Origin of the sequence: Bosea beijingensis, assembly GCF_030758975.1 — a bacterium.
Lineage (GTDB): Bacteria > Pseudomonadota > Alphaproteobacteria > Rhizobiales > Beijerinckiaceae > Allobosea > Allobosea beijingensis.
Genome location: NZ_CP132359.1, coordinates 1,202,834 through 1,214,887, shown reverse-complemented (window position 1 = coordinate 1,214,887; position 12,054 = coordinate 1,202,834). Strand labels below are relative to the sequence as shown.

The window sequence follows — 12,054 nt, the reverse complement described above, 5'->3', positions numbered from 1 at the left end:
CCATGTCCGAGCGGTGGACGCCAGAGAGCTGGAGGGCCAAGCCCGTCCAGCAGATTCCGGAATATCCGGACCAGGCAGCCTTGAAGGCGGTCGAGCAGCAGCTCGCCGGCTTTCCGCCGCTCGTTTTTGCAGGCGAGGCGCGCAAGCTCAAACGGGCGTTGAGCAAGGTCGCCGCCGGTGAGGCCTTCCTGCTGCAGGGAGGCGACTGCGCCGAGAGCTTCGCCGAGCATTCGGCCGACAATATCCGCGACTTCTTCCGGCTGTTCCTGCAGATGGCGGTCGTCCTGACCTTCGCCGGCGGCTCGCCGGTGGTGAAGGTCGGCCGCATCGCCGGCCAGTTCGCCAAGCCGCGCTCGGCCCCGACCGAGACGATCGGCGGCGTCGAACTGCCGAGCTACAAGGGCGACATCGTCAACGACAACGAGTTCACGGCCGAGGCGCGCATCCCCGATCCGCGCCGCCAGCTTGAGGGCTATCGCCAATCGGCGGCGACGCTGAACCTGATCCGCGCCTTCGCGACCGGCGGCTATGCCAATCTCGACAACGCGCATCGCTGGATGCTCGGCTTCGTCAAGGATAGCCCGCAGTCGCATCGCTACCAGGAAGTGGCCGAGCGTATCACCGAGGCGCTGGAATTCATGCGCGCCATCGGCATCGACCCGGAGACCCATCCGGAGATGCGGACGACCGACTTCTACACCAGCCACGAGGCGCTGCTGCTCGGCTACGAGCAGGCGATGACGCGGACGGATTCGACGACCGGCGAGTGGTACGACACCTCCGGCCACATGCTCTGGATCGGCGATCGCACCCGCCAGATCGACCATGCCCATGTCGAGTTCTTCCGCGGCATCAAGAACCCGATCGGCCTGAAATGCGGTCCCTCGACCACGGTCGACGGCCTGCTCAAGCTGATCGACGTGCTCGATCCGCAGAACCAGGCGGGACGCCTCACGCTGATCGCGCGCTTCGGCGCCGACAAGGTCTTCGACCATCTGCCGGCGCTGGTGCGGGCGACGAAGCGCGAAGGCCGCAATGTCGTCTGGTCCTGCGACCCGATGCACGGCAACACGGTCAAGGCCGCCAGCGGCTACAAGACCCGGCCCTTCGATCTGATCCTGGGCGAGGTGAAGAACTTCTTCGCCGTCCACCAGGCCGAGGGCACCCATGCCGGCGGCCTGCATCTGGAGATGACCGGCAAGAACGTCACCGAATGCACTGGCGGTGCGCGCGGCATGACGGATGCGGACCTCAACGACCGCTACCACACGTTCTGCGACCCGCGCCTCAACGCGGAGCAGGCGCTGGAGCTCGCCTTCATCGTCGCCGAGTTGGTCAAGCGCCAGCGCGCCGGCCGGGCGCGGCCCGAGGTCGAGGCGGCCGAGTAAGCCGCTTCGCCAAGCCCAACAACAGGAAAGGCCGGGGCTTTCGCCCCGGCCTTTTTCGTTTATGCCGTGGTGGCCTGGATCAGAATTTGACGCCGAGCGCGGCGCGCGCGGTGTTGACCGTCGTCGTCGTGCCCTCGACATCGGCGAAGCGGACGAGCTGATATTCGCCGCGCAGGAACATGTTCTCCGCCAGCGCCCAGTCGACGCCGCCGCCGACCGCCAGGCCGAAACCGTAGACGTTCTTCTTCGACGCGCCGACCGTCAGCGGATAGCCAGCCGCGTCGAAATCCTCGACGGCGTTGGTGACGGGGTTGGTGCGTGTGACATGCCAGGTCGACGTCACCGTCGAAAGCGTGTTGAAGCGTCCGACCGCGCCACCGATGGTGGCGTAAGGCATGAACGAGCCATAGGCCCAGCCCACGCGCAAGCGTGCAGTCGCGTAATCCAGCAGCTTGGCGCCTTGATTGGTGGTCAAGGACCAGTCGTTCAGAGAGTTGTCGGACAGAACCGACCGCCGCGCAATATAGTCGGTGATGCTGTAGCTTTGACCCGAGCGGGTATAATCCGCTTCGAAGCCGAGAACGGCGTCGCCGAAGGTCCAGTTATAGCCCAGGAAGCCGAAATAGGTCGCTCCGCTATCCTGTTTCGACGGGAGGTTGTTGACGAAGGAGCCCATGTCGCGTTCGGCGCCGAGCGTGGTATTGCGGAACGAGTAGCGCGCCAGATCCTGAAGCCCCTCGCCGGGCTTGTATTTCGTATCGGATACGCCGGCGCCACCACCGAAATAGAAGCCCGACCAGTCGATGCCCCGCTCGAATGTCGCGGCGGCCTGGGGGGCTTCGTAGGTCTGCGTGCCACGCAGATAGTCCGCCGCAAGCGTCGGTGCGGCGAGAAGGCTGGTCGCGAGGGCCGTGGACCCAAGCATGAGCGCGATGGAACGGATGCGCATCCTGATCTCCTCGAGCAGCGGTCCGGATCCACCCGTTTCACCCTGCTCTGGGGATGATTCATGCCTTGGTAACCCTAATGCGGGGTTAACGATGCGGAATTCCACTGAGCCGCCGGATTGTCGCCCGCCGGCAAACGCGCCATAAGCCGGCCATGACCTCGCCTCTGGTTCGCTTCGCGCCGTCGCCCACCGGCTATCTCCATATCGGCAACGCCCGGCCGGCGCTGTTCAACTGGCTGTTCGCCCGCCGGCACAGCGGCCGCTTCCTGTTGCGCTACGACGATACCGACATCGCCCGCTCGAAGGCGGAATATGCCGATGCCATCGCCGAGGACCTTGGCTGGCTCGGCATCGTGCCCGATCAGGTGATCAAGCAGTCCGAACGGTTGGCGATCTATGACGCCGCTGCCGACAAGCTGCGTGGGGCAGGGCGGCTCTATGCCTGCTACGAGACGGCTGACGAGCTTGACCGCCGCCGCAAGCGCCAGCTCGCCCGCGGCCTGCCGCCGATCTACGACCGCGCCGCGCTGAAGCTCACCGACGAGCAGAAGGCGGCTTTCGCTGCCGAGGGGCGCAAGCCCCATTGGCGCTTCCTGCTGGAGGCGCGCGAGGTCGCCTGGGACGATCTGGTGCGCGGCGCCTCTCATGTCGATTGCGCCTCGCTCTCGGACCCGGTGCTGGTCCGCGAGGACGGCAGCTATCTCTACACGCTCCCCTCCGTCGTCGACGATATCGAGACGGGCGTGACCCATGTCATCCGCGGCGAGGACCATGTCACCAACACGGCGGTCCAGGCCCAGATCTTCGAGGCGCTCGGTGCGAGCCTGCCGGCTTTCGGCCATCATAACCTGCTGACCACTGCGAGCGGCGAGGGGTTGTCCAAGCGCCTCGGCCATCTCTCTTTGCGCGGCCTGCGCGAGACCGGCGTCGAGGCGTTGGCCGTGGCGGCGCTGGCCACGCTGGTCGGCACCTCCGATGCCGTGCGCCCGGTCGCAAGTCTCGACGAGCTTGCCGGGCTGGTTGAGCTCGCCCATGTCTCGCGCGCTCCGGCCAAGTTCGACGAGCACGAGCTGGAGGCGCTGAGCGCGCGCACGCTGCACCAGTTGCCGCTTGCTGCGGTGGCCGCCCGGCTGGCGGCGCTCGGCGTCGCTGCCGACGAGGCGTTCTGGCAGGCCGTGCGCGGCAATCTCGCGAAGCTCGACGAGGCGGCCCAGTGGTGGCGCGTGGTGAAAGGGCCGCTTGAGCCCGTGATCGCCGACCAGGGATTCGCTGCCGCAGCGGCCGGACTGCTGCCGGCGGAACCTTTCGACGCGACGACCTGGAAGAGCTGGACGCAAGCCGTCTCGGCTGCGACGGGGGCCAAGGGCAAGGCACTGTTCATGCCGCTGCGCCAGGCCCTGACCGGGCTCGACCACGGGCCGGAACTCGCGGCCCTATTGCCGCTGATCGGGCGGGCCAAGGCGCTGAAGCGGCTGGCTGGCGAAACGAGCTGATCAACCTTTCCGAACAGTGAGAAGCCGCTCAGCGAATGGTGTAGCGGCTCCATGGCCGGTCAACGCTATCTCTCCCAAAACTGACATCAGGTGCCTCTTCAGCGAGAAGAGCAGCTATCGTCTCGTCACGGGCGATGATGTGGTTCAGCCCCACGGGGCGAAAGTTCTTGGGGAACTCATCGCCTTCACCGTGATCATCCTGTCCGCAGTCGATCTGGATTTCTCCGTCATCGAAGAAAACGACATGGCAAACAGGCCTTTCGTGCAGAAAGACGTGGTTGCAGGCAAAACATCTCCGCTCCATCTGCTCGCCTGCAAGGTCGTGCTTCACTCGTGCCGCTCCATCGCCGAGGCGTGCTTGGTATCGCGCATGGTCGCATAGACCAGGAACGACAGGAAGATGACGCCGGCGAGGTAGTAGTAGAACCACTGCTCGTGGCCCTGCTGCTTGAAGAACAGCGCGATGGCCGGCGCCGTGCCGCCGAAGATCGAGACGGTCACGGCATAGGGCACGGCAACGCCGGTGGCGCGGATCGCGGTCGGGAACAGCTCCGCCTTCACCACGGCGTTGATCGAGGTGTAGCCGGCGGTGAAGATCCAGGCGCCGCAGATCAGCAGGAAGGCGGTGAAGGCCGATTTGGTGTCGGCGAGCGCCGTCAGGATCGGCACGGTGAGTAGCGAGCCCGCGAGCCCGAAGAAGATCAGCATCGGCTTGCGGCCGATCCTGTCCGAGATCATGCCGTAGATCGGCTGCAGCACGGCCGCGAAGATCAGCGAACCCGCGATCACATAGGTCGTCGTCATGTCGGAAAGGCCGACCGTCTGCCGGACGAAGGTCTGCATATAGGTGGTGAAGGTGTAGAAGGCCGCGGTGCCGCCGGCTGTGAGACCGACCACGATCGCGACCTCGCGCGGATATTTCAGCAGGCCTTTCAGCGAGCTTTCCTTCTTCATCGTCGCCTTGGCGGCCTCGAAGGACTCGGTCTCGTGCATGTGCCGGCGCATCAGCATGGCCGTGACGGCGAGCATCGCGCCGATGACGAAGGGGATGCGCCAGCCCCAGTCGACGAGTTGCTCATGCGTCAGAAAGACGTTCTGGAGCAGGAGCAGCACCAGGATGGCGGTGAGCTGCCCGCCGATCAGCGTCACGTACTGGAAGCTCGAATAGAAGCCGCGATGCTCGGGATCGGCGATCTCCGAGAGATAGGTCGCGCTCGCCCCGTATTCGCCGCCGAGGCTCAGGCCCTCGATGATGCGCGCCAGTGCCAGCAGGGCTGGCGCCGCGAAGCCGATCGTCGCATAGGTCGGCGTCACCGCGATGATCAATGAGCCGAAGCACATCATCACGACCGAGACGGTCAGCGACAGCCTTCGCCCGTAGCGGTCGGCGAGATGGCCGAAGAGCCAGCCGCCGATCGGCCGCACGATGAAGCCTGCCGCGAACAAAGTCGCGGCATTGAGCTGCTGCACAACCGGATCATGCGAGGGGAAGAAGGCCGGCGCGAAATAGAGAGCGAAGGCCGTGTAGGCGTAGAAGTCGTACCATTCGACGAGATTGCCGACCGAGCCGATGAAAATCGCCTTCAGGCGGCGCCTGGCATCGTCGAACTGGATGGGATGGTGGGGAGCTGTCGCGGTCGTGTCGGACATGGCGGCCTTCTGAGCTGGGGAGCGTCAGAAGCGGGCGCGCGGCATGATCGGGCCGTGGGACGGGTCTGGCGGCCTCCCGGAGGCGGCTTGGATGCCCCTCTTATGCTGCCGTAACAGTCATGCGTCCAGGGGGCATCGCGGAGTCCTGGAGTAATCTTCCATGCAAAAATCGCATGGAACTTTTTTTGGGCTCAGGGCCGCGCGGCCTGCGGATTCAGATTGGGCGCAAGGTTGGGCGCGACGATCCGAACTGCCCGGCGCTCGCCGGTGATGCTCTGCGATTCGCTCTTCAGCCCGTCCTTCTTGTCGAGCACCTTCTCGCCGACGATGTCGGGACCGACGCCGGCCGACTCGGTGCCCGCCGTCGGCGAATCCTCGGATGGCATCGGCTTCTCGTCGGGAACTGTCGGAACAGGCGCCGCCGCAGGCTGGGTCGCAGCAGCGCCCTTGCGCTTGGGGTCGGCCTTCGGGCGCGACAATTCGGCCGCGCGCTGCTCGCTGACGATGACATCGCCCTTGCGCTTGTCGAGCAGGTACTCGGCGTCCTTGAGGGCGGCCGACCAGCTCTGCCCCTGGCCGCGGCAGGTGCAGGCGGCGTCGAAGCTGCGTGCATATTTCCCGGCATTGGGGAGCGAGGAATAGGGTTGCCCGCTTGCACGCGAGGCGGCGTTCTGGATATCGCCGCCGGCACTCATGCCATAGGCCAGCGTTTCGGTGCCCGGGCACAGCGCCTGGCACATCTCGTCGCCATTGCCGGTGTTGTTCGAGAGCGGGAAGAAATAGCCGTCGCAGGTGCGCACGCAGACGGTCTGCGGACCGCCGAGGCGCGGCTTCGCCGGTTCGGTCGGCTGCTCGGGATCGAGCTCCGGCAGGGTCGAATCGATCTCGCCGGGGCCGGGATCGCGCCCGAAGATCGTATCGAAGAAGCCGCGCGGCTGCGCCCGGCAATTGTTGTTGATCGCCGCCGCGAGCTGGGCACGGCGCTGTTCGATGCCGCCGCCCTCTGCCTGGCTCTGCAACTGGCCGTACTGGTTCTGCAGTTGGCCGAGCTGCTGGCGGATGAAATTGCATTGCGGCGGCGGCGAATCGAAGAAGCTGAAGCCGCGGTCGCAACCCATGGAGCGATATTGGTTGCTCAGTTGCGCAAGCTGGGCGCCGACGCGCCGTGCGGCCTGCCCCGCGCGCGGATCGCCGCCACTGCGGCCCTGCAGGCTTTCCAGCTCGGCGCGCCAGGCATTGCAGGACGCCGACTGCGCCACGGCGGTGCCACCGAGGGCCGCCAGCATCAGAAGGGCCATGCCGAAGCGTCTGGTCAATCGCAGCATCATCGCAGGTCGGGTCACGTCATCCGTAGTCGCGCCGGCGAGCCGGCTCTGTTCGCAAACTGTGGTCCAGAACACCCGCCAAACACGACGGAACTATGGAGCGGAGCCTCGCCTGATAGGCCGCGGGGACGCTCCATCGCGAGGGCCTCGCATGCCACATTCAGGCAGGCGCAGCAATCCGGGGACGCATGCGCCACGCCGATGGTGGAAAACTTCCGTTGTGGTTAGAAGACCTGCGGCAGCGGCCCGTCCGCGCCGGCCTTCCGTGCAGCGCCAATGAGGCAAGCCCCGCCCATGTCCGACTATCTGCCTCTTCACGAAGCCGTCATCCCCGAGCTGCCGAACTATTATCGCGGCAAGGTCCGCGAGAATTATGACCTGCCCGACAACCGTCGCATCCTGATCTCGACCGACCGGCTCTCGGCCTTCGACCGGGCGATCGCCTCGATTCCGCTGAAGGGCCAGGTGCTGACGCAGACCGCGCGCTACTGGTTCGAGCAGACCGCAGATATCTGCCCCAACCATGTCCTGGAATATCCCGATCCGAATGTCGTCGTCGGCCGGCGGCTGGAGATCCTGCCCGTCGAGATGGTGGTGCGCGGCTATCTCGCCGGCACGACCGGGACCTCGATCCTGACGATGTACAAGCAGGGCCGGCGCGAGATGTACGGCATGACCCTGCCGGAGGGCTTGCGCGACAACGAGGCGCTGCCGCAGGCGATCATCACCCCGACCAGCAAGGCCTTCGACGGAGGCCATGACGAGCCGCTCTCGGCCGAGCAGATCGTAGGCGAGGGGCTCCTGACGCAGAAGCAGTGGGACGAGGTCTCGGCTTATGCGCTGGCGCTCTTCGCCCGCGGCCAGAAGCTCGCCCGCGAGCGCGGCCTGATCCTCGCCGACACCAAGTACGAGTTCGGCACCGATGCCGAGGGCCGCATCGTGCTGGCCGACGAGATCCATACGCCGGATTCGAGCCGCTACTGGTTCGCCGAAAGCTATCCGGCGCGCTTCGCCGCCGGCGGCAAGCCTGAATCCTTCGACAAGGATTTCGTGCGCAACTGGGTCGTGGCGCGCTGCGACCCCTATACGCAGGACCTGCCGCCGATCCCACAGGAACTGATCGACCAGACCTCTTCGGTCTATGTCCGCGCCTATGAGGCGATCACCGGCACCGCTTTCGCCTATCCGCCGAAGGGCGAGGACCCGGCTGAGCGCATCCGGCGCAATCTCGCCCAGTATTTCTGAGCGGCGGGGCGCTCAGGCCCCGTCTTCCTCGCGATAATTCCCCGCAAGGTGCCGGCCGCGCTCGGTCAGGGTCGAGAGCACGCGCTCGAACACCTTGAGCTCGTCGGGGGCTATGCCCTCGATCCAGCGCGCCTCGAAGCCGAGCGCCAGCGGCACGATCTGGTCGTAGATCCGCTTGCCCGCCGGCGTCAGCGCGACAAAGGATTCGCGCCGGTCCTGCCGGTTCTCGGCGCGGGAGACGAGGCCGCGCTTCTCCAACTCGCCGACGGCGCGCGAGACCTTGGTCTTGTGCATCTGGGCGAGCTCGCCGATGTCGCGCGAGGTCAGCTTGCCGAATTCGCCGAGCTGCGCCACCACCCGCCATTCCGGGATGCCGATGCCGAAGCGCTCGCCATAGATGCGTCCCAGCGCCCGGCCGCCTAGCGTGCCGACAACATTCAGGCGGTAGGGCAGGAAGCGCTCCAGATGGAGCGCTTGATCTTCCGCATCGGCGGCGGGCTTCTTCGTCATGATGATGACCGCTCGCGCCTCAGCGCGCCTTCAGCCGGTTCATGAACGAATCGTAGGACAGTTCCGCGATCTGCCACCAGAGCAGGTTCTCGCCACGGAACGCGACCATCGAATCGTAGCCCTTCTTGAAGTCCGGGCTCTTGGCGCTGGTCTCGGCGTAATACTCCTCGGCCGCCTTCAGCGCCGCTTCCATCACCGGCAGCGGGAAGCCGCGCAACTGCGCGCCCTGTGCCACGAGACGGCGCAGGCCGCCGGGGTTCACGAAGTCGTACTTCGCCAGCATCCAGTTATTGGCCGCCTCGCAGGCGTTCTGGACGATCGCCTGGTAATGCTTCGGCAGCTTGTTCCATGCCTCCTTGCCGATGATCAGGTGCAGCATCGCGCCGCCCTCCCACCAGCCGGGATAGTAGTAGTACTTGGCGACGCGGATGAAGCCGAGCTTCTCGTCGTCGTAGGGGCCGACAAACTCGGCCGCGTCGATCGCGCCGCGCTCCAGCGCCGGATAGACGTCGCCGGGCGCGATCTGCGTCGGCACCACGCCGAGCTTGGCGAGAACCGCGCCGCCCATGCCGCCGATGCGGAACTTCAGGCCCTTGAGGTCGTCGATGCTCTTCAACTCGTTGCGGAAGAAGCCACCCATCTGGCAGCCGGAATTGCCGCAGGGGATCGAATAGGCGTTGAAGCGGTCGAGCACGCCGTTCACGATCTGCTCGCCGCCGCCGAAATACCACCAGCTATGCTGCTGGCGGGCATTGAGCCCGAACGGGATGCCGGTGCCGAGACCCAGCGTCGGGTCCTTGCCGATATAGAAATAGGTCGGCGAGTGCGCGCACTCGACGGTGCCGGAGGAAACCGCGTCGAGCGCCTGCAGACCGGGCACGATCTCGCCGGGCGCGAAGACCTGGATCTCGAACTTGCCGTCCGTCGCCTCGGAGACGAGCTTCGAGAACTGCTGGGCCGTGCCGAAGATCGTGTCGAGCGACTTCGGGAAGCTCGATGTCAGCCGCCATTTCACCTCGGGCTGCGACTGCGCGATCGCCGGCATCGCGACGGTCGTCGCGGCGGCGGCCAATGCCCCCGATTTCAAAAAGCTGCGACGTTCCATATGGTTTCCTCCCGGGGGATTGTTATGCCTTTATGCCCTTATTGGCGCGTCCGGGAAGGAATGAAAAGACATGAAGCTTGCCTCGCTCGCGCATGGCCGTGACGGCCGCCTCGTCGTCGTCTCCAGGGATCTGACCCGCGCCACCGATGCCTTTCCGGTCGTACCGACGCTGCAGGCGGCGCTCGACGACTGGGGGCGCCACGCCCCGCGCCTCGCCGATCTGGCCGAGGGGCTGGAGCACGGTTCCGTCCCGTCCTTCCGCTTCCACGAGCATGACTGCGCCGCGCCACTGCCGCGCGCCTATCAGTGGCTCGACGGTTCGGCCTATGTGAACCATGTCGACCTCGTCCGGAAGGCGCGCGGGGCGACCATGCCGGAGAGCTTCTGGACCGATCCGCTAATGTACCAGGGCGGCAGCGACGCCTCGCTCGGCCCGCGCCAGGCCGTGCAGGCCCGCAGCGAGGAGGACGGGATCGATTTCGAGGCGGAGATCGCGGTCGTGACCGGCGACGTGCCGATGGGTGCGACGCGGGAGGAGGCGCTTCAGGCCATCCGCCTCGTCATGCTCGTCAACGACGTGAGCTTGCGGAATCGGATTCCCAGCGAATTGGCGAAAGGCTTTGGATTCGTTCAATCAAAGCCGTCCTCGGCCTACTCCCCGGCGGCGGTGACGCCGGACGAACTTGGCAATGCCTGGCGCGACGGCCGCCTGCACCTGCCGCTGCTGGCCCAGGTCAACGGCACGCTCTTCGGCAAGCCCGATGCCGGCACCGACATGACCTTCGATTTCGGCACGCTGATCGCCCATGCAGCGGCGACCCGTAGGCTCTCTGCGGGGACGGTGATCGGTGCCGGCACGGTCTCGAATCGCGACGCCGATGGCGGGCCCGGCCGGCCGGTGGCGGAGGGCGGGCGGGGCTATGCCTGCATCGCCGAGCAGCGCATGGTCGAAACGATCCGGAGCGGCGAGGCGAAGACGCCCTTCCTGCGTTTCGGCGATACCGTCCGCATCGAGATGAAGGATGCCGGCGGGCATTCGATCTTCGGAGCGATCGAGCAGGAGATCCTGCCCCAGGGCTGACCGTTCCCCGGCTGTCCCGGCTTGGCGGCAGCCGGGCAGCCGGATAACCTCACGCCTCAAAGCGCCACGGCATCGGATCTCTCCGAAAAATGGAGTGCATTTTTCGGAGAGATCCGATGCAATAATAAAAAGCTAGACCGGCACGCGTCCGATCGGGCGCACGATGGTCTAGGCAGACGCGAGAACCGAGACGCCATGACCGAGACCGTGCCGTTCTATTCGACCACCATCCCGCTGGCCTTCTTCATCTGGGGGCCGGTCCTGGTGGTGGTGCTGTTCTGGGCGGTCGGCGTCTGGTCGAGCCGGCAGGGCGTACCGCGCATGCTGGAAAGCGATTGGGACGGCTACAGCGTCGCCGATGTCGAGAAGCTTTTCACGCTCTATGGCGAGGACAAGCGCGCGCGCTATCGCAATCGCGTGCTGCCGGCCGATGTAGCCTGCGCCTTCACCTATGCGATCGTCGGCGCCCTGATCGTCGCCGGGCTCGCGATGCGCGGCCAGCCCTGGTGGGTGGCGGCGCTCTGCGGCGGCGGCTGGCTCCTCGGCGGGCTCTGCGACGTCGCCGAGAATTTCGCCGTGGCGCGATTGCTCGACCGCTACCCGCAGGTCGATGGCGGCAATGTCGCCTTCGCCAGCACCATGACGCGGCTGAAGCTGGTTCTCTTCGCGCTGGGCGTCATCGGTGCGCTCGCCGCGGCCTATCTGGTCTTCAAGCCGTTGGCGGGTTGAGGTTGCGCCACGTCTCGGCGGCAAGACGGAAGCGTGTGGCGATCACGGCGGGATGGCCGATCAGGATATCCGGATCGGCCGGCGCGGGCGTGAAGCCGAGCCGTTCGGCCAGACGCAGCGACGCCGGATTGAGCGGGTGCGTGGTTACGGCGACGCTTGTCAGCGCCAGCGTCTCGAAGCCGTGCCGCAGCAGGCGTGCTGCGGCCTCCCGCGCATAACCACGGCCCCAGCTCGCGACGGTGAAGCGATAGCTCAACTGGACGTCCTCGGCCGCATCGCCGTCCGGAATGAGCCCGACATAGCCGAGGAACACGGCCGGCTCTGCCTTTGCGAAAACCGACCAATAGCCCAGGCCACGGCCGATATGGCTGAAGCTGCGGGCCGTGACGGCGTCGCGGCTCATCGCGGGGTCGCCCACCGCGGCGATATGTTTCATCACCAGCGGATCGGCGTTCATCGCCGCGATGGCGTCGATATCGCCGAGCGTCCGCGGGCGCAGCAGTAATCTGTCGCTTTCCAGTTCCGGCAGCATGGGGTGGTTGGTTCCGGTCGTTGTTCGCTTGTCGAGATTGTGCAGCG

Annotated in this window: 12 protein-coding genes; 5 read left to right on the top strand and 7 right to left on the bottom strand. The window is 66.1% G+C overall.

Annotated elements, in window-relative coordinates; translation table 11 throughout:
• Window positions 1-2: 2 nt before the first annotated feature.
• The gene (locus Q9235_RS05930; RefSeq protein ID WP_173047230.1) at window positions 3-1,388 is read left to right on the top strand and encodes a class II 3-deoxy-7-phosphoheptulonate synthase; all 1,386 of its coding nucleotides are present in this window, start codon (window positions 3-5) and stop codon (window positions 1,386-1,388) included.
• A 79-nt stretch (window positions 1,389-1,467) separates the two neighbouring features.
• On the opposite strand, the gene Q9235_RS05925 is transcribed toward Q9235_RS05930, so the two are convergent.
• Entirely contained in the window at window positions 1,468-2,442 is a 975-nt protein-coding gene (locus Q9235_RS05925; protein ID WP_306225901.1) for an outer membrane protein, read from the bottom strand.
• A 47-nt stretch (window positions 2,443-2,489) separates the two neighbouring features.
• Between Q9235_RS05925 and gltX the strand changes: the two genes are divergently transcribed.
• Window positions 2,490-3,830: a glutamate--tRNA ligase gene (gene gltX, locus Q9235_RS05920; RefSeq protein WP_306225900.1), complete on the top strand. Its 1,341-nt coding sequence runs from the start codon at window positions 2,490-2,492 to the stop codon at window positions 3,828-3,830.
• A 28-nt stretch (window positions 3,831-3,858) separates the two neighbouring features.
• Here the strand turns inward: gltX and Q9235_RS05915 are convergent, their stop codons facing one another.
• From Q9235_RS05915 to Q9235_RS05905, 3 genes are all read right to left on the bottom strand, one after another.
• The gene (locus tag Q9235_RS05915) at window positions 3,859-4,161 is read right to left on the bottom strand and encodes a hypothetical protein (protein ID WP_306225899.1); all 303 of its coding nucleotides are present in this window, start codon (window positions 4,159-4,161) and stop codon (window positions 3,859-3,861) included.
• Window positions 4,158-5,480: an MFS transporter gene (locus tag Q9235_RS05910; RefSeq protein ID WP_306225898.1), complete on the bottom strand. Its 1,323-nt coding sequence runs from the start codon at window positions 5,478-5,480 to the stop codon at window positions 4,158-4,160. Before Q9235_RS05910 ends, Q9235_RS05915 begins: the two co-directional genes overlap by 4 nt.
• Window positions 5,481-5,671: 191 nt before the next feature.
• Window positions 5,672-6,796, bottom strand: a complete 1,125-nt coding sequence (locus tag Q9235_RS05905; RefSeq protein WP_306225897.1) for a DUF2865 domain-containing protein — start codon at window positions 6,794-6,796, stop codon at window positions 5,672-5,674.
• A 303-nt stretch (window positions 6,797-7,099) separates the two neighbouring features.
• On the opposite strand from Q9235_RS05905, the gene Q9235_RS05900 reads away from it, so the two are divergent.
• Window positions 7,100-8,050 carry a phosphoribosylaminoimidazolesuccinocarboxamide synthase gene (locus Q9235_RS05900; RefSeq protein ID WP_306225896.1) on the top strand — a complete coding sequence of 317 codons (951 nt, stop codon included), beginning with the start codon at window positions 7,100-7,102 and terminating at the stop codon, window positions 8,048-8,050.
• Window positions 8,051-8,062: 12 nt separating this feature from the next.
• Here the strand turns inward: Q9235_RS05900 and Q9235_RS05895 are convergent, their stop codons facing one another.
• Both Q9235_RS05895 and Q9235_RS05890 read right to left on the bottom strand, forming a co-directional pair.
• Window positions 8,063-8,560 (bottom strand): MarR family winged helix-turn-helix transcriptional regulator, encoded by a 498-nt coding sequence (locus Q9235_RS05895; protein ID WP_306225895.1) that lies wholly within the window; start codon window positions 8,558-8,560, stop codon window positions 8,063-8,065.
• A 19-nt stretch (window positions 8,561-8,579) separates the two neighbouring features.
• Window positions 8,580-9,665 (bottom strand): TRAP transporter substrate-binding protein, encoded by a 1,086-nt coding sequence (locus Q9235_RS05890; protein WP_306225894.1) that lies wholly within the window; start codon window positions 9,663-9,665, stop codon window positions 8,580-8,582.
• Between the two features lie 70 nt (window positions 9,666-9,735).
• Here Q9235_RS05890 and Q9235_RS05885 point away from each other — a divergent pair, with 70 nt between their 5' ends.
• A complete protein-coding gene (locus Q9235_RS05885; protein ID WP_306225893.1) occupies window positions 9,736-10,746 on the top strand; it encodes a fumarylacetoacetate hydrolase family protein in 1,011 nt (336 codons plus the stop codon).
• Window positions 10,747-10,941: 195 nt separating this feature from the next.
• A complete protein-coding gene (locus Q9235_RS05880; protein WP_306225892.1) occupies window positions 10,942-11,475 on the top strand; it encodes a hypothetical protein in 534 nt (177 codons plus the stop codon).
• Here Q9235_RS05880 and Q9235_RS05875 read toward each other — a convergent pair.
• Window positions 11,456-12,007, bottom strand: a complete 552-nt coding sequence (locus tag Q9235_RS05875) for a GNAT family N-acetyltransferase (protein WP_306225891.1) — start codon at window positions 12,005-12,007, stop codon at window positions 11,456-11,458. The two genes, Q9235_RS05880 and Q9235_RS05875, sit on opposite strands and share 20 nt — an antisense overlap.
• Between the last annotated feature and the right edge of the window lie 47 nt (window positions 12,008-12,054).

Coding starts and splice junctions, on each gene's coding strand:
- Q9235_RS05930 (WP_173047230.1), top strand. CDS start 3: ATGTCCGAGCGGTGGACGCCAGAGAGCTGGAGGGCCAAGCCCGTCCAG.
- gltX (WP_306225900.1), top strand. CDS start 2,490: ATGACCTCGCCTCTGGTTCGCTTCGCGCCGTCGCCCACCGGCTATCTC.
- Q9235_RS05910 (WP_306225898.1), bottom strand. CDS start 5,480: ATGTCCGACACGACCGCGACAGCTCCCCACCATCCCATCCAGTTCGAC.
- Q9235_RS05900 (WP_306225896.1), top strand. CDS start 7,100: ATGTCCGACTATCTGCCTCTTCACGAAGCCGTCATCCCCGAGCTGCCG.
- Q9235_RS05895 (WP_306225895.1), bottom strand. CDS start 8,560: ATGACGAAGAAGCCCGCCGCCGATGCGGAAGATCAAGCGCTCCATCTG.
- Q9235_RS05890 (WP_306225894.1), bottom strand. CDS start 9,665: ATGGAACGTCGCAGCTTTTTGAAATCGGGGGCATTGGCCGCCGCCGCG.
- Q9235_RS05885 (WP_306225893.1), top strand. CDS start 9,736: ATGAAGCTTGCCTCGCTCGCGCATGGCCGTGACGGCCGCCTCGTCGTC.
- Q9235_RS05880 (WP_306225892.1), top strand. CDS start 10,942: ATGACCGAGACCGTGCCGTTCTATTCGACCACCATCCCGCTGGCCTTC.
- Q9235_RS05875 (WP_306225891.1), bottom strand. CDS start 12,007: ATGCTGCCGGAACTGGAAAGCGACAGATTACTGCTGCGCCCGCGGACG.